The following is a 16832-nucleotide window of genomic DNA, read 5'->3' as shown; positions in this document are numbered from 1 at the left end:
AAGAGCCCGGAAGCCTCAGGACACTTCACCGTCCGGCCTGCAGGGCCCGCCAGGTGTTCGCACCGGCGATCCCGTCGGCATTGAGTCCCCGCGAGGTTTGGTAGCCCTTGACGGCCGCGGTGGTCTTGGCGCCGAACTTGCCGTCGACGGTCAGCTTCGCCGAGATGGCGGCGTTGAGCGACCGTTGCAGCCGGAAAACGGCTTCACCGGACGAGCCGTCCTGAAGCTGCGGCGTGGCGCCGCGGGCCAGCAGCGCCGTCCAGGTGTGCGAGTCCACCGAGCCCGTCTCCGCGAGCCCCACCTGCGCCTGGAACCGCTTCACCGCGGACACCGTCGCCGCATCCAGGACGCCGCTGGGATCACCGGCCCCCGTGTCCTGTCCGGCTGCACGGAGCAGGCATTGCGCCGCCTTCACCTCGGGGCGGGTCACGCCGGCGTCGAGCCGCGGATAGGGGCCGTCGACACCGGCGTTCGCGCAGCCACGGGAACGGGATACCAGCTCCGCCGCGGCCCGCCTGCCTTCGGTGGCCGCGTCGGCGGCGTCGTGGATGGGCGAGGCCTTGACTCCGGGGAAGACGATGTAGTCGACGACCTTGCCGGACACCCCGCCCGAACGCGGGTCGGGGTTGATGCCGAGCGCTTTGGCCAGCGCGTAGGAGCCTTCGCCGATCGCCCCCGTCGGGCCGACGTCGCCTACGACGGCGTAGGCGACCTTGCCCTGATAGACGACCGCGGCGACCGTGGCACCGGTGATGCCGGAGCCGGCGTAACTCCACGTCGAGCTGATCCCGGGAACCACGATGTAAGGCAGTTTCTCGGCGTTGAGCGGCTTGCCGTCCGGCTGCGCCCACGCGGTCTGCCCCTGCCAAGAGGGATCGGTCGAAGCGTTGCACTTCTCGGTGCGCTGCCCGTCGCAGTCGATCGTCATCCCGGACCGCCAGTGCACCGCCCCGCCGGTCGCGCAGACCGGAACCGTGCGGGTACCGCCGCTGCGTTCGGCGTATTTCCCGGCGGACACCTGCTGCGCGCAGGTCGCCACCACCGCACTCAACTCGGCACCGGTCGGATCAGCGGCCGTGGCCGCCGTCGCCTGGTTCGCCGTCGCGAGGCCGAAGGCGACCATCATGGCCATTCCCAGCGCCGCCGTCTTCACCCGCATCGCATTCCTCTTCTCCGTCCACAGTGGATTTCTCATTTGCCCGCCTGCAACGCAGCCCAGGTCTTCGGCCCGGCGATTCCGTCCGAGGTGAGCCCGTGCGCGCTCTGATACCGCTTCACCGCGGCCGTGGTGTTCGCGCCGAACCGGCCGTCGAGTTCGAGGCCCGCGTCGAGGGCGGCGTTCAGCGCACGCTGAAGACGCAGCACCGCGTCTCCGGAGGCTCCGTCCTGGAGCTGTGGCGTCGTCCCCCTCGCCAGCAACGCCGTCCACGTGTGCGAGTCCACCTTGCCGAGCGCCGCCAGGCCCAGACTCGCCTGGAACTGTTTCGTAGCGTCGGCGGTCGTCGTGTCGAAGGTGCCCGTGGGACCGTTCGCCCCGGTGGGGAATCCCGCTGCGGTGAGCAGGCACTGCGCCGCCTTGACCAGGGCCCCGGTCGCGGCCGCGGCGATCTCGGGATAGCGCGGGTGGTCGAGGCTCACCGCCGCGCAGGTCTTGGCGTCGCCTTCGACGACGTTGCGGTACCGGATCGCGGTGAATCCCGCCGTCCGGTCAGCCGACCAGGTGCGCTGTGACGCGACGGTCCCGGAGCGGTACTCCTCCCACACCACCGCCTGGGTCTTCGCGGTGTCCGCCCACCGGATGAACAGTGCCATGTGCTGGTGGGCACTGGAATGCACCCACAGGCTGTCACCCGGCAAGAGGTTCTTCTTGTCGATCCGGGTGGCGACCTGCATGATGTCGCCCGTCCAGCGAGCGGTCTTCAGGCCCCAGGCCATCGACACGTAGCCGGAGCAGTCCTGCCGGTAGGTGCCGTACTGGTTGGTGTGCTTGGCTTCCTGGCTGTAGGGCACTCGCTCGTCGAGCCAGCTCTTCGCTCTGGTGAGGATGTCGTCCCTGGTCAGTTTCAAGTCGGCGGTGGGATGCCCGGCGGCGTGGAGATCCGGTTCCGCGTGGGCGAGCCGGGAAACCGGCTGGAGGAGTCCACAAAGGACCAATACGGCGGCGAGGACGCTCGCGGCTGTGGTTCGCATGGCCCCAGCATCGGAGACCCCGGCCGGGCGAGGCAAAGGTTTTCGCCTACCCCAAAGGGGTGTTCGCCGGGTCAACCCTGGTGGTAGGTGGAAGCCGGTCCTGCGCGGTATTTCCGGCCGCGACAGTGTCGGGGCACGCAGCGGATCCCCTAACATCGGGCGTCGCAAGGGGGATTCATTCCAGGGGGGATGTCTTGTCGTTCGTGCTCGTTTCGGATCAACGGAAGTGCGGTTCTCGTGGGAGACGGCCGTGCTGAGAATTCATTTCACTCCCGAAGACCTCGCCAGGACCCGGATCAGTGCGGCACCGCAGCCGATGTGGGAGATCCTGCTCAGCATGTACCGGCTGCGAGGCCGCGAAGGCGGGGTCATCTTCGAAGAATGGCGAAGATCGGTGGCACAGGCGGCACACGTCACCACCCGGCTGCTTGCCGACCTCGCCTCGCAATCCGGCTACGCGGTCGATTTCCTCACTCCGACCCTGCGGAACCTGTCGCTGGCGGAGGGGCTCGAGGCGCTGCGCCGGACCCCGAAGAAGCGTCTTCGGACCGATCTCACCGTACTCGCCGGGAGCCGGCGGCTCCCGTCCTGGACCACCGGTCTCGCCGAGGGCAGGCCGGAGACGCTCACCCAACTCGCGGACTCGGTCGAGCGGTACTACACGGCTTGCCTCGCCCCGTACTGGGTGCGGGTGTGCGGCCGGGTCGAGCAGGTACGCGCCAGACAGGTCAAGACGATGACCGAAGAGGGATGCGAGGCCCTGCTCGCCGAGGTGCATCCCACGGCGCGGTGGACCTACCCCGTCCTGGAGCTGGACTATCCGGTCGAGCACGAACTGCGCCTGAACGGGCGAGGGCTGTGTCTCACGCCGTCCTTCTTCTGCTGGGGGCTGCCCACGACGTTCTTGGCCGGTGAGCTGGAACCGACCCTCGTGTACCCGATCGAGCACAAGGTGGGCTGGTCGGCGAACGGAGCGGCGCACCGGCCGCTGACGTCGCTGCTCGGCCGGACACGGGCCAGGGTCCTCGAGGCGATCGGGGAGTCTCCCGGCACCACCACCGAAGTGGCTTCCCGGACGAAGACCAGCCTCCCGACGGCGAGCCAGCAGGCCGCCACCCTGCGCGCCGCCGGTCTGGTCACCAGCCGTCAGGCCGGGCAGTCCGTGCTGCATTCGATCACCCCGCTCGGCCTCGCGCTCCTGGCCGAAGGCTGAGCGCCCGGGGCCCGGTCGCGAGAGATGCGCGGCCGGGCCCCGGACACCGGTCACGGGGCCTGCAAACCCGGACGGCCTTCTTCGATGACGTACGACCTCAATGTCGTCACCGGCTCGCCGCGTACGGTGACCTTCTTGACGGCGCGGAAATCGACGTCCATCTTGGTCTGGCTCACCTTCGCCCGCACGTAGCCGCGGTGCTGGGAATAGAACTTCAGGTGCGGGTTGCCCGCCTGGTCCGGAACCCCCGTGGTGTCCGCGCCGTTGCCGCCGGAGGAGACGGAACTGGTGACCAGTTCCGTGCCGACCACCGGAGAGCCCGGATTGGTGTAGTCCGCCTTGAGATCGTTCGCCCAGGCGCGGTGCACGTCACCGGTGAGCACCACCGGGTTGCGGACGCCGCGCTGGACCCAGCCCTTCTGGATACGGTCACGGGAAGCCGGATAACCGTCCCAGCCGTCCATTCCCGACGCGCCGTTCTGGTCCGCCCGCCGCGCGAAGAACACCTGCTGGCCGATCACGTCCCAGGTGCCTTGCCGCTGTGAGAAACCGTCCAGCAGCCAGTTCTCCTGCGCCATGCCGGGCAGGCTCCGCGACGGATCACCGGCCTCGGGGCAGTACTTCCAGCCGTCGCCACAAGCCTGATCGCTCCGGTACTGCCGGGTGTCGAGCATGTGGAAGGTCGCGAGCCTGCCCCAGCGGACCCGCCGGTACAGCTGGATCTTGTCCCCGTTCGGTTTCGCCCCGCCCCGCAGCGGCATGTTCTCGTAGTAGGCCTTGTAGGCGGCCTCGCGGCGCTTGGCCCATCCGTCCGGCAGAGATGGCTTGTCGTTGTCCCGCTTGCCCGCGGCGTAGTTGTTCTCGACCTCGTGATCGTCCGGTACGACCAGCCAGGGGGCGACGGCGTGCGCGGCCTGGAGATCGGCGTCCATCTTGTACTCCGCGTACCGTTGCCGATAGGCGCCGAGGGTGGTCAGTTCCTCCTTGTTCTGGTGCCGGCGCGGGCACGGATCTTCGGCCTTGTGGCTGGTTTCGTAGATGTAGTCACCGAGGTGCAGGATCAGGCCGGGCCGCTCCTCGGCCATGCGCCGGTAGACGGTGTAGAAGCCGTCTTCGTAATGCGCGCACGAAGTGAAGGCCATCAGCAGGTCGCGTCCGAACGTGTCGAACGCGGGAGCGGTGCGGGTCCGGCCGACGGGCGAGATGTGCCCCGCGGCGCGGAACCGGTAGAAGTACTCGTAGTCCGGTTGCAGTCCGTGGACCTCGACGTGCACCGAGTGCGCGTCCGCGTACACGGCGGTGAACTGGCCGTTCTTGACCACGTTCGTGAACTTGTCGTCGGTCGCGACCTCCCAGTCCACCGCGGTCGCCGTGGTCGGCATCCCGCCGTTGCCGTTCTCCAGGGGGTCCGGCGCGAGCCTGGTCCACAGCACGACACCGTCGGGCAGCGGATCGCCCGAGGCGACGCCGAGTTTGAACGGGTAGGGCAGCGCGGCGGTCGCCCGGCCGCCCAGTGCCACCGCCCCCACGGCGACGGCGGTACCGAAGACGAAGGTCCGTCGGTTGAACTTGCTCATTTCCCCATCCCTACTTCGGTGTTTCCAGGTTGTCGTCGAGTACGGCGGAGTTGCCCGCGAACGGGGCCCCCGGGCCGAAAGCCGTCGCCGTCCCGATCTCCGCGCGGGTGAGCTTGCGCGCCGCCGTCACGGTCAGGGCGTCGCCGGTGAGGCCGGTGTTCAGCACGAACATCGCCCCGGTCTGCGGGGTTCCGTTCTCCCAGGGAGCCGAGACGGTCAGTTCGGGCTTGCCGTCACCGGTGATGTCGAGGATCCGCAGGCCGTAGCCGAAGCCCTCGCCCACGGCGGCGCCGGCGTTGACCGGCGCGGTGTTCTCGCCGACCGCGGTGGCGGGGTGGGACGACAACCCGGTGGCGCCGCCGCGCAGCAGGCACAGCGCGCCGGTGCGGTTGTCCTCCTTCGGGATTCCGACGGCCAGGTCGTCGACGGTGTCGCCGTCGAGGTCGCCGACGGCGAGGGAGCCCCCGAAGTAGTCGTTCGCCTCGGGGCTTCCAGGGATCGCGTCACCGGACTGGTCGATCAGCTCGACCGCGGTGGTCAGCCCGGCGTTCCCGCCCCGCACGGAGACGAGCGCTCCCGATCCGGCCGGGCCGCCGCGGCGGCGGTCGGCCTGGATCACCAGGTCGGCGTTGGCGCCGCCGTGGAAGCGGCCGATGACCGCGCCCCGCCACTTCCCGTCGGTCGCCGCGTTGCCCACGCTGACGTAGGAGGACGCCTTGGCGGAGAGCCCGCTCGCCGAGCCGTGCAGCAGGTGGACCGACCCCCAGGCGTTGGCGGTCCCGGTGATCACCTCGCCGGACGAAACGACGGCGAGGTCGTCCCGTTTGTCCCCGGTGACGTCTCCGGCGGCCAGCGCCCAGCCCATCAGGTCGCCCGCTTCGGATGCCCCGGCCAGATCCGGGTCGTCCTGATTGAACGCGATCGCGTTCTTCGCGGTGAGCCCGGCGCCGCCGCCGTAGAGGATCCACACCGCGCCGGCGCGCGCCTTCGTTTCGATCGCCTCGCCCGGTGACCCGATGCCGAGGTCGGCGTAACCGTCCCCGTTGAAGTCGCCGGTCGCCAGGGAAGCCCCGAACAGGTCGCCGGCCTCCATCACCCCCGGCACGTCGGCGGTGTCCTGGTTGATCGTCCCGAGCGCCCCCGGAAGGGCGCGGAGATAGGGCGCCGTTCGCTGTCCGTAGAGGATGCTGACCGTCCCGGCGTTCGCCAGGCCGCCGACCGACTCGCCCGGGTTGCCGATCGCGACGTCGGCCAGTCCGTCCCGGTTGAAGTCGCCGGTCGCGAGCGCGGCACCGAACTTGTCGGAGGCCTCCATGCCCAGACCAACACCGGCGGTGTTCTGGTTCACCAGTGCCGACGGGGCGCCGGGCGGGGTGGCCCCGCCAGGCATCACCAGTACGGAGCCACCGAGGTCGTGGGGAGGGAGCGAGGTGTCGCCGCTGTAGGTCAGCCGGGCCCCTGTGGACAGCACGAGGTCGGCGATGCCGTCGCCGTTCACGTCCGCCTGCGGGACGGCCGGGAGTGCCGCGGATGTCGGCGCGGCCGTCGCCGGTGAGGTCATGAAGGTCAATGCGGCCGCGGCCGCCAATACGGGAAACCATTTGTTCGCCACGACGCACGACGGTAAGAAGCGGGAACGAGGGTGGACAATGGTTTTCGCCTGAGTGAAAAGGTCCGGCACGGCGCTCACCGCCCGGCCTGCAGCGCGCCCCAGGTGGCCTGACCGACCACGCCGTCGACACCGAGCCCACGGGAGGTCTGGTAGTCGCGGACCGCCTTTTCGGTGTTCGGCCCGAACGCTCCGTCGATGGCGAGGGTCTTGCCGGACGCGGCGGTGAGCGCGCGCTGCAGCCGGTTCACCGCGGCGCCGGTCGCACCCTGCCGCAGGGTCGGAGTGTCCCCTGTGGACAGTAGCGCGGTCCACGTGCGCGCCTCGATCTCGCCGGTCGCGGTGAGTCCGTGAGCCTGCTGGAACGCCTTGGTGGTGGACACCGTCGCTTCGTCGAAGGTGCCTGTCGGCCGGCCGGTGGGAGACAAGAGGCATTGCGCCGCCTTGACCGGAGTCCCGGTCGCGCCCGAGGCGAGTCGCGGATACGCGGCGAAGTCGAGGCTCACCGTGTCACACGGCAGCGTCGTGCCCGGCCCGACGTCCAGATAGTCACGGTCGATACCCGGGATCCTCACCCCGCCCCAGGTTTCCGCGACCTCGCCGGCGTACTGGTGGATGCGCTGATGGTTCGCCCAATAGGTGCTCGGCGCGTAGGAGCCGGTGTCGATGTCGGCCTTGTCGTTCCACCAGGCGAACCAGATGTGGTCGGGTCTGGTGTAGGAGGTGTTCGTGTAGGCGCTCGCCAGATCCTTGATCCCGGATCCGGCGCTGGTGTAGACGCCGGAAAGCCAGCCCTTCGCGTGCAGCGCCTCGGTCCAGCCGCTGACGTAGGACAGCACGCCCGCCTTGCACGCCGCCGTCGACGAGTAACCCTCGATGTCGCTGTAGATCACACTGCCCGGCCCGAAACCGAGCGCGGTGTTGGCCGCGATCGCGCTCGCCGCCGCGTCCCGGCCCTGCTGCCGGGCGACCGCGGGATCACCGGACATCTTCAGCCGGTACCCGGTGCACGGCGCCTGTCTGCCGACGTCGGTGAGGATGAAACGCCAGCCGCGGGCCGACTGGTTCGCCACCCACGCCGGGGTGAGATTGGGTTGCGCGCAGGCACGCAGGTCACCGCTGCTGTAGATGCCGACGGCCCGGTACGGAGAGGCCCGCCAGGCGTCCATTGTGGCCTGTGCCGGTGCGGCGCAGGTTTCGAATCCCTTGCCCTGGAAGGTCCCCGGCGCCACGATCGGCGCCGCGGCGGCCGCCTTTCCCTGCCTGGCGGGCAGGACGGCACGCGTGCCACCCGTGACCAGACGCGCACCGGACAGCGCTGCCCGCACCGTCTGTTCGGTCGCGCCGGTGTGGCCCGCGGTGACCAGCACGCCGGCGTCCGGGACGGCGACCCGGATCGTCCCTTCGCGGGAAGGTGCCCCGGGCGGTGGAGTGGCCGTCCCCGGTGGCGCGGTCACCACACCCTCGGGTACCTGCTCGGGCGTCAGGTCGGTGAGCGGTTCGATCACCACCCCCGCCGTCCGGCCGACGAGTTTCGCCGGACAGTCCGGGTCTACGGTCTGGTGTCCCAAGTAGACGGTCTCGGAGTCGAACCGGACGCAGGTGCTCGGCGCGGTGGCCAGATCGACCACCCGCCAGCCGTCGGGGACGTCGAGCTGGTAGCCGTGGTAGGTGATGGTGCGTGAGCCCGTGGCCGCGCCGGCGGCCGGGGTCACGATGGACAGCAGCGCGACCGCGAGTGCGGTGGCGCCTGCCCGCCGGATTCGTTTCATCGGTTCTCCTCCCGGAATCGAGGGCGGGAGGCTATCGGCGCGCGAGTGACGCCCGGAAGCGTTTTGGCGCCCGTGGAAAGGCTTTCAGCGCAAGGAATCCGCGTTCTAGGGTTCCGGCTCCGTACCAGCGCGAACAAGGAGTGTCATGCGGCGCCTACTGATTTTTCTCGCCACCGTCGTGGCCTTGGTGATGATCGGCGCGGGATCCGCGCACGCGGAGCCCGCCCCGGCGTGGCCGTTGGTGGGCGGTGATTCCACCGGCCCGGAGGTGACGTCGGCGCAGTACCTGCTCCGGCAGCGCGGCGCGCAGATCGAGGCCGACGGCATCGTCGGTCCGAAAACCCAGGCGGCGGTGAAAGCCTTCCAGACCGCGCAAGGACTGACGGCCGACGGCATCGTGGGTCCGAAGACCTGGGGCAAGCTGGTGATGAACCTCGACAACGGTGCCACCGGCGAGGCGGTGAAAGGGGCGCAACACCAGTTGGCGCGCCATGGTTACCAGGTCAAAGCGGACGGTACGTTCGCGGCGGGCACCGCGGCCGCGGTGACGGACTTCAAGACCAAGCACGGGCTCCCCGCGACGTCGCTCGTCGACGCCACCACGTGGCAGTGGCTCATCGGCGGAACCCCCTCCGTCGCGGGCTGGTCGCTCCCGCTCTCGCGGTCCGCGCTGCCGCGCGGTGAGTACGACGATCCGCATCACGACTACCCGGCGATCGATCTGCCGGTCGGTACGGGTACCCGTGCCCTCGCGGTCACCGCGGGCACCGTGGCGCTGGTCAACGACAGTTCCTGTGGCCGAGGCGTGGTGCTGACCGCCAACGGGACCCGCTTCGTCTACTGCCACTTCTCCCAGCACGCCGTGGCGTCCGGGGCGACCGTCCAGGCAGGCCAGCTCATCGGCTACACCGGGAACACCGGCAACTCGACGGGGCCGCACCTGCACTTCGGTATCAAGATCGGCACGACCAGTCATTGCCCGCAGCGGCTGCTGCTGGCGATCTACGACGGCGTGGCGCCTCCCGCGCCGTCGAGCCTGCCCACCTCGGGCTGTTCCTACTGAAACCACTGCGAAATCCGGAGAATCCCATGCGCAGATTAGCGGCGGCCCTCGCCGTCCTGGTGCTGTCGGCCGGTTCGGCGATCCTCACCGTGGAACCGGCCCACGCGTACGGAAACGCCTTTTTCCACACTCAGAGCAGCGGAAACCGGGGAGTGGAGGTGCTGGCGATGCAGCATCTCCTCGCCCACCACGGACACGCGGTACCCGCCACGGGTGTGTTCGATCCCGCCACGGTCGCGGCCGTGCGCGCGTTCCAGACCGCCGAAGCGCTCGGAGTGGACGGCATCGCGGGACCGAAGACCTGGGCCGCGCTGGCGCCGACGGTTCGGGCGGGTGACAGCGGAGAGGCGGTCAAAGCACTACAGGTGGAATTGAACGCCAAACGCAGGCTGAACCTGCCGGTGAGCGGGCGATTCGACGCGGCGACGACCACGGCGGTCCGCGGCTTCCAGGAGCACGCGGGCATCTCCGTCGACGGTATCGCCGGGCCGGCCACGTGGAAGAACCTCGTCTGGCACCACGACTATCCCGATTTCGGCCAGGGGTTGTGCGATCAGGACCCGGACGGGAACGGAACGGCGGCCAACTGGGGGACCGGCGCCGCGGTCGCACAGCTCGAACAGGCGGCGAAAACCTTCACGGCCAGTGGCCGCGGAAAAGTCCCGCTGGGCGACTTCGGTTTCGAACACGGCGGTGCCATCCCCGGGCACAGCAGTCATCGGGTGGGGCTCGACGTCGACCTGTGGCCGATCCGTACCGACGGCGCGCAATGCGGCGGAGGCAGGATCACCTGGCGCTCGTCCACCTACGACCGAGCGGCCACGCGTGACCTGGTCAAAGCCATCCGCGCGGCCGCGCCCGGACACGTGAAGCTCATCTTCTTCAACGACCCCACGCTGATCGACGAAGGCTTGACGACCAGCTACGCGAACCACGACAACCATCTGCATGTCCGCTACTGCGAAGCGGTGCATCCGAACAGCCTCTACGTCTGCTGATCGTTCACGATCGGCGGCCGCGACCCCGGTTTCGGGTCGCGGCCGCCGTCACACGCCGTCCACCAAGCGGTGGCAGCGGGTCGGACGGCTCCGCCAATGGTAGGAATGCCTGGTGACCGAACCGAATCTGATCGAAGCAGCCGCCGAAGAGGCAGTCACCCTCACCAGTGAACTGATCCGCATCGACACCACCAACACCGGTGACCCCGACACGCTCGTCGGTGAACGCGCCGCGGCCGAGTACGTCGCCGAGAAGCTCACCGACGCGGGCTACGAGATCACCTATGTCGAGTCCGGCGGCAAGAACCGCCACAACGTGATCGTCCGGCTGCCGGGCGCCGACCCGTCGCGCGGCGCGCTCCTGATCCACGGTCACCTCGACGCCGTCCCCGCCGACGCCTCGGAGTGGTCGGTGCACCCGTTCTCCGGCGCGATCCAGGACGACTACGTCTGGGGACGTGGCGCGGTCGACATGAAGGACATGTGCGCGATGACGCTCGCGCTGGCCCGTCACTACAAGATCAACGGCATCGTCCCGCCGCGTGACCTCGTCTTCGCCTTCCTGGCCGACGAAGAGGCCGGCGGCAAGTACGGCGCGCAGTGGCTGGTCGAGAACCGGCCTGAGCTGTTCGAGGGTGTCACCGAGGCGATCAGCGAGGTCGGCGGGTTCTCGATCACCCTGAAGGACAACGTCCGCGCCTACCTCATCGAGACGGCCGAAAAGGGCATCCGCTGGATGAAGCTGCGGGTGCGCGGCACGGCAGGCCACGGCTCGATGATCCACCGCGACAACGCCGTCACCAAGCTGTCCGAGGCCGTCGCCCGGCTCGGCAACCACCGGTTCCCGCTGGTCATGACCGACTCCGTCCGCGAGTTCCTGGACGGCGTCACCGAGATCACCGGCTGGGACTTCCCCGAGGACGACATCGAGGGTTCCGTCGCGAAACTCGGCAACATCTCCCGGATGATCGGCGCGACCCTGCGCGACACGGCGAACCCGACGATGCTCACCGCGGGCTACAAATCGAACGTCATCCCGTCGGTCGCGGAGGCTTCGGTCGACTGCCGGATCCTGCCCGGCCGTCTGGAGGCGTTCAACGCCGAGCTGGACGAGATCCTCGGCCCGGACATCGAGAAGGAGTGGATGGAGCTGCCGCCGGTCGAGACGACCTTCGACGGTGCCCTGGTCGACGCCATGACCAACGCGGTCCTAGCCGAAGATCCGGGCGCCCGCACACTCCCGTACATGCTCTCCGGCGGCACCGACGCGAAGTCCTTCCAGTCGCTCGGGATCCGCAACTTCGGGTTCGCCCCGCTTCAGCTGCCCGCGGACCTCGACTTCTCGGCGCTGTTCCACGGGGTCGACGAGCGCGTCCCGGTCGACGCGCTGAAGTTCGGCGTGCGCGTGCTCGACCGCTTCCTGCGCTCGGCCTGATGCCCGGACTGCTGGCCGCCGACGGGACACCCCTGCACTTCGAGCGCTGGGGTGATCCGTCGGCGCCGGTGACCGTGGTCCTCCTCCACGGGTACGCGCTCGACAGGCGGAGCTGGCGGGCCATCGCCCCGGTTCTGGCGGAAGCCGCGGAGAAGCCGGTCGCGGTGCTCGCCTACGACCAGCGCGGGCATGGCGAATCCGGTGAGGTCCGGGCGGCGTCGGCGACCATGGGACACCTCGCCGACGATCTGGCCGAGGTGCTGGAGAAGGTGATCCCCGACGGCAAGGTGGTCCTGGTCGGCCACGACATGGGCGGGCTCGCGATCCTGTCGCTAGCCCAGCGTCACCCGGATGTCTTCGCGGCGAGAGTGGCGGGGATCGGGTTGCTCGCGATGTCGGCGGGAGGGGTCACCCCGGACGCGATCTGGCCGAACGCGCTCGGGAAGCTCGGCCGCGACCTTGAGATGGTCTTCGGGACCAAGCTGATCGGTCTGGTCCGGGAGCACACGAGCAAGGCGGTGACCGCCGGGCTGCGGTGGTGGCTCTTCGGCGACGACCCGGTGCCCGCCGACGTCGAACTGACGGTGCGGATGATCCGCGGCAACTGGCCGCAGACGGTGTCCGCGTTCCGCCCGGCATTGGACGCCTACACGCGGGAATCCGCGTTGTCGCAGGTCGGCGCGGTGCCGGTGATCGCGATCGTGGGGGAGCGCGACAAGCTCGTACCGACGGCGGACGTCGAGGAACTGGCGGGCGCGGTGCGGAACGGGACGTCCGTGGTGCTGCCCGGAGTCGGGCACGTCGTCCCGCTCGAGGCGGCTCCGCAGGTGGTGCCCCGCCTGCTCGCCCTGGCGAACCGGGCTCACCGACAAGACTGACCTCCTTGACAAAAACTCTTTTCGGTGACACCTTCGTGGCATGTTCTCCGTTGCGGTGATCGAGGACGCGGAAGCGGCCGAAGTGTCGCTGGATCCGGTCCGGGCAAGGTTGCTCGCCGAACTCGCCGAGCCGGCGTCGGCCACGATGCTGGCCGCGCGGGTGGACCTGCCGAGACAGAAGGTGAACTACCACCTTCGCGCGCTGGAGAAGCACGGGCTGGTCGAGCTCGTCGAGGAGCGGCGGAAGGGCAACGTCACCGAGCGCATGATGCGCGCGACGGCGTCCTCGTACGTCATCTCGCCGACGGCGCTCTCGGCCGTGCAACCCGATCCGGCGCAGTCACCGGACCGCCTGTCCGCGCGCTGGCTGCTCGCGGTGGCCGGCAGGCTGGTGCGCGACGTCGGCCTGCTGATCACCGGAGCGACCAAGGCGCGCAAGCGGGTCGCGACCTTCGCGATCGACGGCGAGGTGCGATTCTCCTCCGCCGCGGACCGGGCCGCGTTCGCCGAAGAGCTCACCGTGGCGATCACGAATCTGGTGAGCAAGTACCACGACGAAGGCGCCGAACAGGGCCGCGATCACCGGATCGTCGTCGCCGTCCACCCGAGTGTCAGAACCGAGGAGCGCTGAGTGGGCCACGAATTCGAGATCACCGACCGCGTCGAGGTCGACGCGACCCCCGAACAGGTCTGGGACGCCATCGCGACCGGACCGGGGATCACGTCGTGGTTCATGGGCCGCAACGAGGTCGACGGCGGCGTCGGCGGCACGGTGAAGACCGCGTTCGGCGGCTACGAACCCACGTCGGCGATCACCTCATGGGACCCGCTGGAGCGGCTCGTCTACGGCACGGAACCCGCGCCGGACGGACGGTTCGTCGCCTACGAGTTCCTCATCGAAGGCCGCTCCGGCGGCAGCACTGTGCTGCGGACCGTGACCAGCGGCTTCCTGCCCGGCGACGACTGGGAAGACGAGTTCGAGGCGATGACCGCCGGTGGCGAGCTGTTCCTCCGCACCCTCGTCGAGTACCTCAACCGGTTCGCCGGCCGGAAGGCCGTGCCGGTGACCGTGTTCGGGCCGATGATCGGGGACTGGGACAGCGCGTGGCTGAAGCTGGGCCGGGAGCTCGGCCTCGCCGGGCGGCCGGAAACGGGGGACCGGGTCCGGCTTTCCACCGATTCCGTGTCCACTGTGGAGGGCGAGGTCTATCTCGCGAACGCGCAGACGGTCGGCATCCGGACCGCGGACTCGTTCCTGCGGTTCGTGCGCGGGTTCACCGGGCCGATGGTCGCGATGCATCACCTGTTCGGCGACGTCGATCCTGCGGAGCAGGACGGGCTGTGGGCCCACTGGCTGGACCGGGTCTTCAAGAGCTGAAGGGGCCCTTCGCCGCATCTGACGCGGTGAAGGACGCTTTCGTCGCGTGTGCCAAGTCCGTGAAGGCCTCCTTGAGGGACCCAGAGTCCCTTAAGGAGGCCTTCACGGACTTGCGAGTGTCACACCGCGCCCCACAAGCCCCAGCAGTCGCAGCGGCGGCGCGTGAAGGGCCCCTTCACTCGGCTCAGCCGAGGGAAGGGGCCCTTCACGTACTACAGGCGACCACCCGACGGCACGGAGCCGGGCGGGAGGGTCCACAGCATCGGCCGGCTCTCAGGTGATGAGGCCGGGCAGCGGTGTGGCGGTGCGCTTGCGGCGCAACCACACCCTCCGGGTCCCGTCCGAGTAGAGCCGGACGGTCGAAAGCTCCCAGCCGGCGAACTCGGCGTGGATCGACAGCTGCGTCGCCGCCGCCCGCCGGGAAACACCAGGGGGCAGCTGCAGCCGCCGGTACTCCCAATCCCCTTCGACCACCGCCTCATCCACCACTGTCATGGCGTGATCACCTGGATCCCTTCTCCGATGGCCGAGCCGACGACCACGCGGCCGCCCTGCTCGTCGACGGTGACCGAATCTGGCTGCCGCACGGTGGGGAACCGGTGCTTCTCGATCGGCTCTCCACCGCGGACGTCGAAACCGACGACCTCGTTGCGTTCGGTGAGCGTGACCCAGGCGAGGCCGCGGGTGCGGTCGTAGGCGATGCCGTATGCCCCGCCGGGAACGGGATAGCGCTGGCGCAGCAGCAGTGGCGTCGTGGAGAACGCCAGCAGGGCGCCCGCGCGCGCGTCGGTGACGAAGACACGGCCGAGATCGTCGGTGACGGCGTTGGCCGCGCCGTCGCCTGCGCGCAGGCCTTCGCCGATCTTGCCTTCGGTGAGGTCGACGGCGAACAGGGCGGTGCGGAGCTTGTCGAGCACGACCACGCCGTCACCGGTGCTCAGCACGTCGTCGGCGCTGTAGATCTGGCCGGTGATGGTCTTCGGTCCCGCGTTCTTCGACAGCACCTCGACGGCCTTGCGGTCCCGGACGGAGACCAGCGTCGCGTCGCCGTCGGCGAGGCCGGCCGACGGCTGCCCCGCGACCGGGACCGTCTCCAGCGCGCCACCGGGCAGGGAGACCTTCGCCAGGAGGCTCTTGCCGGGCACGCTGGCGAGCACCTGGGAGCCCGAGACCGTCAGGCGCTCGGCAGGACCGGGCAAGGCCACGGTCGTCTTCGGGGCGTCCAAGGCGGCGAGATCGTAGATGCGCAGCGACGGCGGCTCCGAAACGGCGACGACCAGCGACTTGCTCGCCTCGTCGGTCACCAGGGCACGGACGCCCGGCACCGCGAACACCGAACCGGCGGGTTTGACCGTCACGGCGGGGGAGACCGCCGCGGTCGCCGCGACGGGGTTCTGCACGATCTGCAAGGAGTCGTTGGGCGTGTCGTCCGTACTGCAGGACGAGAGCACCAGGACACCGGCGAGCGGGATCGCGATCCGGGAAACGGCGGACAGCCGACCCACCTTGGTGCCTCCACCTGCTACTCGTCGAACGGATTTGTCCAGCATCCTCCTGGAACTCCACCACGTCACGTCAGCGTCACCCAACAGTCACCTAATCCACTATTCGAGACGGCTCAAAGGCCGCGTTCCGGGTACCCGACCTCGATCGCGCTGACGTCGTCGAGCGCCGAGCGGATGGCGGGCGGGAGCGTGATGTCCTCGGCCGTCAGCGAACCGGTCAGCTGACCGGTGTCACGGGCTCCGACCACGGGTGCGACCACTCCGGGCCGGTCGCGGACCCACGCCAGCGCGACCGCCAGTGGCGAGGTGCCGAGGCCGTCCGCGGCCGTCGCGACCGCCTGCACGATCCGGGCCGCGCGATCGGTCCGGTGATGTTCGACATAGCCCGCGAAAACACTCGAAGCGCCGCGTGAATCGGCGGGGGTCCCGCTGCGGTACTTGCCGGTGAGCACGCCCCGGCCGAGCGGCGCCCACGGCAGGAGCCCGATGCCGTGGTGCTCCGCCGCGGGGACGACTTCGCGATCGACCCCGCGCTCCAGCAGCGAGTACTCGACCTGCGTCGAGACCAGCGGGGCGACGGCCGAACTGCGGGCCGCGGCGGTCGCGAGCTGCCAGCCCGAGTAGTTGGAGACGCCGACGTAGCGGACCTTTCCGCTGATCACGGCGTACTCCAGGGCGGCGAGCGTCTCGTCGACCGGCACGGTGGTGTCCCAGGCGTGCAGCTGCCAGAGGTCGATGTGGTCGGTGCCGAGCCGTCGCAGCGAGCCTTCGAGCGCGCTCAGCAGGGCACCGCGCGAGGCGCCGCCGCCGAACGGGCCGTCGGTGCGGCGGGCGACGGCCTTGGTGGCGAGCACGATGTCGTCCCGCGGGACCAGGTCCCCGAGCAGCGCGCCGAGGACGCGCTCGCTCTCTCCCTCGCCGTAGATGTCGGCGGTGTCGACCAGGGTGCCCCCGGCGTCGACGAACGCGACCAGCTGGCTGGCCGCCTCCTCCGAGTCGGTGTCGCCACCCCACGTCATGGTCCCGAGGGCCATCCGCGAGACCCGAAGTCCCGACCGGCCGAGCTGTCGCTTTTCCACGACGGGCGAGCCTAGCCGGAAGGCAAGTGCGGGTCGCGGAGCAGGTGAGCGTGTCGTGATCGAGTACCACCGTGCGGGTTATCGGCTGTCAACACCCTGAACGGAGGAGTGACACTCCGATGGATACATTCACGC

At 69.6% G+C, this 16832-nt stretch carries 15 protein-coding genes; 7 read left to right on the top strand and 8 right to left on the bottom strand.

All coding sequences use genetic code 11. The annotated features are described in order from the left end of the window. Positions 1-25 precede the first annotated feature (25 nt). Together AORI_RS61560 and AORI_RS61555 are read right to left on the bottom strand one after the other, a co-directional pair. Positions 26-1159: a peptidoglycan-binding protein gene (locus AORI_RS61560; protein ID WP_016334459.1), complete on the bottom strand. Its 1134-nt coding sequence runs from the start codon at positions 1157-1159 to the stop codon at positions 26-28. A 32-nt stretch (positions 1160-1191) separates the two neighbouring features. After that, positions 1192-2190 carry a peptidoglycan-binding domain-containing protein gene (locus AORI_RS61555; RefSeq protein WP_016334458.1) on the bottom strand — a complete coding sequence of 333 codons (999 nt, stop codon included), beginning with the start codon at positions 2188-2190 and terminating at the stop codon, positions 1192-1194. A gap of 250 nt (positions 2191-2440) precedes the next feature. On the opposite strand from AORI_RS61555, the gene AORI_RS61550 reads away from it, so the two are divergent. Next, positions 2441-3403 carry an ArsR/SmtB family transcription factor gene (locus AORI_RS61550; RefSeq protein WP_043848848.1) on the top strand — a complete coding sequence of 321 codons (963 nt, stop codon included), beginning with the start codon at positions 2441-2443 and terminating at the stop codon, positions 3401-3403. Between the two features lie 50 nt (positions 3404-3453). On the opposite strand, the gene AORI_RS61545 is transcribed toward AORI_RS61550, so the two are convergent. The 3 genes from AORI_RS61545 to AORI_RS61535 form a co-directional block, all read right to left on the bottom strand. Beyond that, on the bottom strand, positions 3454-4980 hold the full coding sequence (locus tag AORI_RS61545) for an alkaline phosphatase D family protein (protein WP_016334456.1): 1527 nt from the start codon (positions 4978-4980) through the stop codon (positions 3454-3456). Positions 4981-4990: 10 nt separating this feature from the next. After that, complete coding sequence (locus tag AORI_RS61540; RefSeq protein WP_123798438.1) at positions 4991-6592, bottom strand: FG-GAP repeat protein; 1602 nt, start codon at positions 6590-6592, stop codon at positions 4991-4993. A 74-nt stretch (positions 6593-6666) separates the two neighbouring features. Further along, entirely contained in the window at positions 6667-8361 is a 1695-nt protein-coding gene (locus AORI_RS61535; RefSeq protein WP_016334454.1) for a glycoside hydrolase domain-containing protein, read from the bottom strand. A 145-nt stretch (positions 8362-8506) separates the two neighbouring features. On the opposite strand from AORI_RS61535, the gene AORI_RS61530 reads away from it, so the two are divergent. The 6 genes from AORI_RS61530 to AORI_RS61505 all read left to right on the top strand — a co-directional run bounded on the left by AORI_RS61530 (position 8507) and on the right by AORI_RS61505 (position 14113). Then, positions 8507-9424 (top strand): peptidoglycan-binding protein, encoded by a 918-nt coding sequence (locus tag AORI_RS61530; protein WP_016334453.1) that lies wholly within the window; start codon positions 8507-8509, stop codon positions 9422-9424. 26 nt (positions 9425-9450) lie between these two features. After that, positions 9451-10422, top strand: coding sequence for a penicillin-insensitive murein endopeptidase (locus AORI_RS61525; RefSeq protein WP_016334452.1), 972 nt, complete (start codon positions 9451-9453; stop codon positions 10420-10422). 112 nt (positions 10423-10534) lie between these two features. Continuing rightward, complete coding sequence (locus AORI_RS61520; protein ID WP_016334451.1) at positions 10535-11857, top strand: M20/M25/M40 family metallo-hydrolase; 1323 nt, start codon at positions 10535-10537, stop codon at positions 11855-11857. Then, the gene (locus AORI_RS61515; protein ID WP_016334450.1) at positions 11857-12735 is read left to right on the top strand and encodes an alpha/beta fold hydrolase; all 879 of its coding nucleotides are present in this window, start codon (positions 11857-11859) and stop codon (positions 12733-12735) included. Before AORI_RS61520 ends, AORI_RS61515 begins: the two co-directional genes overlap by 1 nt. 40 nt (positions 12736-12775) lie before the next feature. Then, positions 12776-13366, top strand: a complete 591-nt coding sequence (locus AORI_RS61510; protein ID WP_016334449.1) for a winged helix-turn-helix domain-containing protein — start codon at positions 12776-12778, stop codon at positions 13364-13366. Next, positions 13367-14113, top strand: a complete 747-nt coding sequence (locus AORI_RS61505) for an SRPBCC family protein (RefSeq protein WP_016334448.1) — start codon at positions 13367-13369, stop codon at positions 14111-14113. It abuts the gene before it with no gap. A 273-nt stretch (positions 14114-14386) separates the two neighbouring features. On the opposite strand, the gene AORI_RS61500 is transcribed toward AORI_RS61505, so the two are convergent. The 3 genes from AORI_RS61500 to AORI_RS61490 all read right to left on the bottom strand — a co-directional run bounded on the left by AORI_RS61500 (position 14387) and on the right by AORI_RS61490 (position 16697). Continuing rightward, positions 14387-14608 (bottom strand): DUF5703 family protein, encoded by a 222-nt coding sequence (locus AORI_RS61500; RefSeq protein ID WP_016334446.1) that lies wholly within the window; start codon positions 14606-14608, stop codon positions 14387-14389. Beyond that, positions 14605-15618 carry a YncE family protein gene (locus AORI_RS61495; protein ID WP_016334445.1) on the bottom strand — a complete coding sequence of 338 codons (1014 nt, stop codon included), beginning with the start codon at positions 15616-15618 and terminating at the stop codon, positions 14605-14607. Before AORI_RS61495 ends, AORI_RS61500 begins: the two co-directional genes overlap by 4 nt. Before the next feature lie 113 nt (positions 15619-15731). Beyond that, a complete protein-coding gene (locus AORI_RS61490; RefSeq protein ID WP_016334444.1) occupies positions 15732-16697 on the bottom strand; it encodes an aldo/keto reductase in 966 nt (321 codons plus the stop codon). Positions 16698-16832 lie beyond the last annotated feature (135 nt).

Origin of the sequence: Amycolatopsis keratiniphila (assembly GCF_000400635.2) — a bacterium.
Classification (GTDB): domain Bacteria; phylum Actinomycetota; class Actinomycetes; order Mycobacteriales; family Pseudonocardiaceae; genus Amycolatopsis; species Amycolatopsis keratiniphila.
Note: the sequence above shows the minus strand (reverse complement) of the source record. Positions and strands in the feature narration are given on the sequence as shown.

Bases quoted from the DNA above. Each gene is read 5' to 3' on its own strand.
- AORI_RS61560 (WP_016334459.1), bottom strand. From the start codon at position 1,159: ATGCGGGTGAAGACGGCGGCGCTGGGAATGGCCATGATGGTCGCCTTC.
- AORI_RS61555 (WP_016334458.1), bottom strand. From the start codon at position 2,190: ATGCGAACCACAGCCGCGAGCGTCCTCGCCGCCGTATTGGTCCTTTGT.
- AORI_RS61545 (WP_016334456.1), bottom strand. From the start codon at position 4,980: ATGAGCAAGTTCAACCGACGGACCTTCGTCTTCGGTACCGCCGTCGCC.
- AORI_RS61535 (WP_016334454.1), bottom strand. From the start codon at position 8,361: ATGAAACGAATCCGGCGGGCAGGCGCCACCGCACTCGCGGTCGCGCTG.
- AORI_RS61530 (WP_016334453.1), top strand. From the start codon at position 8,507: ATGCGGCGCCTACTGATTTTTCTCGCCACCGTCGTGGCCTTGGTGATG.
- AORI_RS61525 (WP_016334452.1), top strand. From the start codon at position 9,451: ATGCGCAGATTAGCGGCGGCCCTCGCCGTCCTGGTGCTGTCGGCCGGT.
- AORI_RS61515 (WP_016334450.1), top strand. From the start codon at position 11,857: ATGCCCGGACTGCTGGCCGCCGACGGGACACCCCTGCACTTCGAGCGC.
- AORI_RS61510 (WP_016334449.1), top strand. From the start codon at position 12,776: ATGTTCTCCGTTGCGGTGATCGAGGACGCGGAAGCGGCCGAAGTGTCG.
- AORI_RS61500 (WP_016334446.1), bottom strand. From the start codon at position 14,608: ATGACAGTGGTGGATGAGGCGGTGGTCGAAGGGGATTGGGAGTACCGG.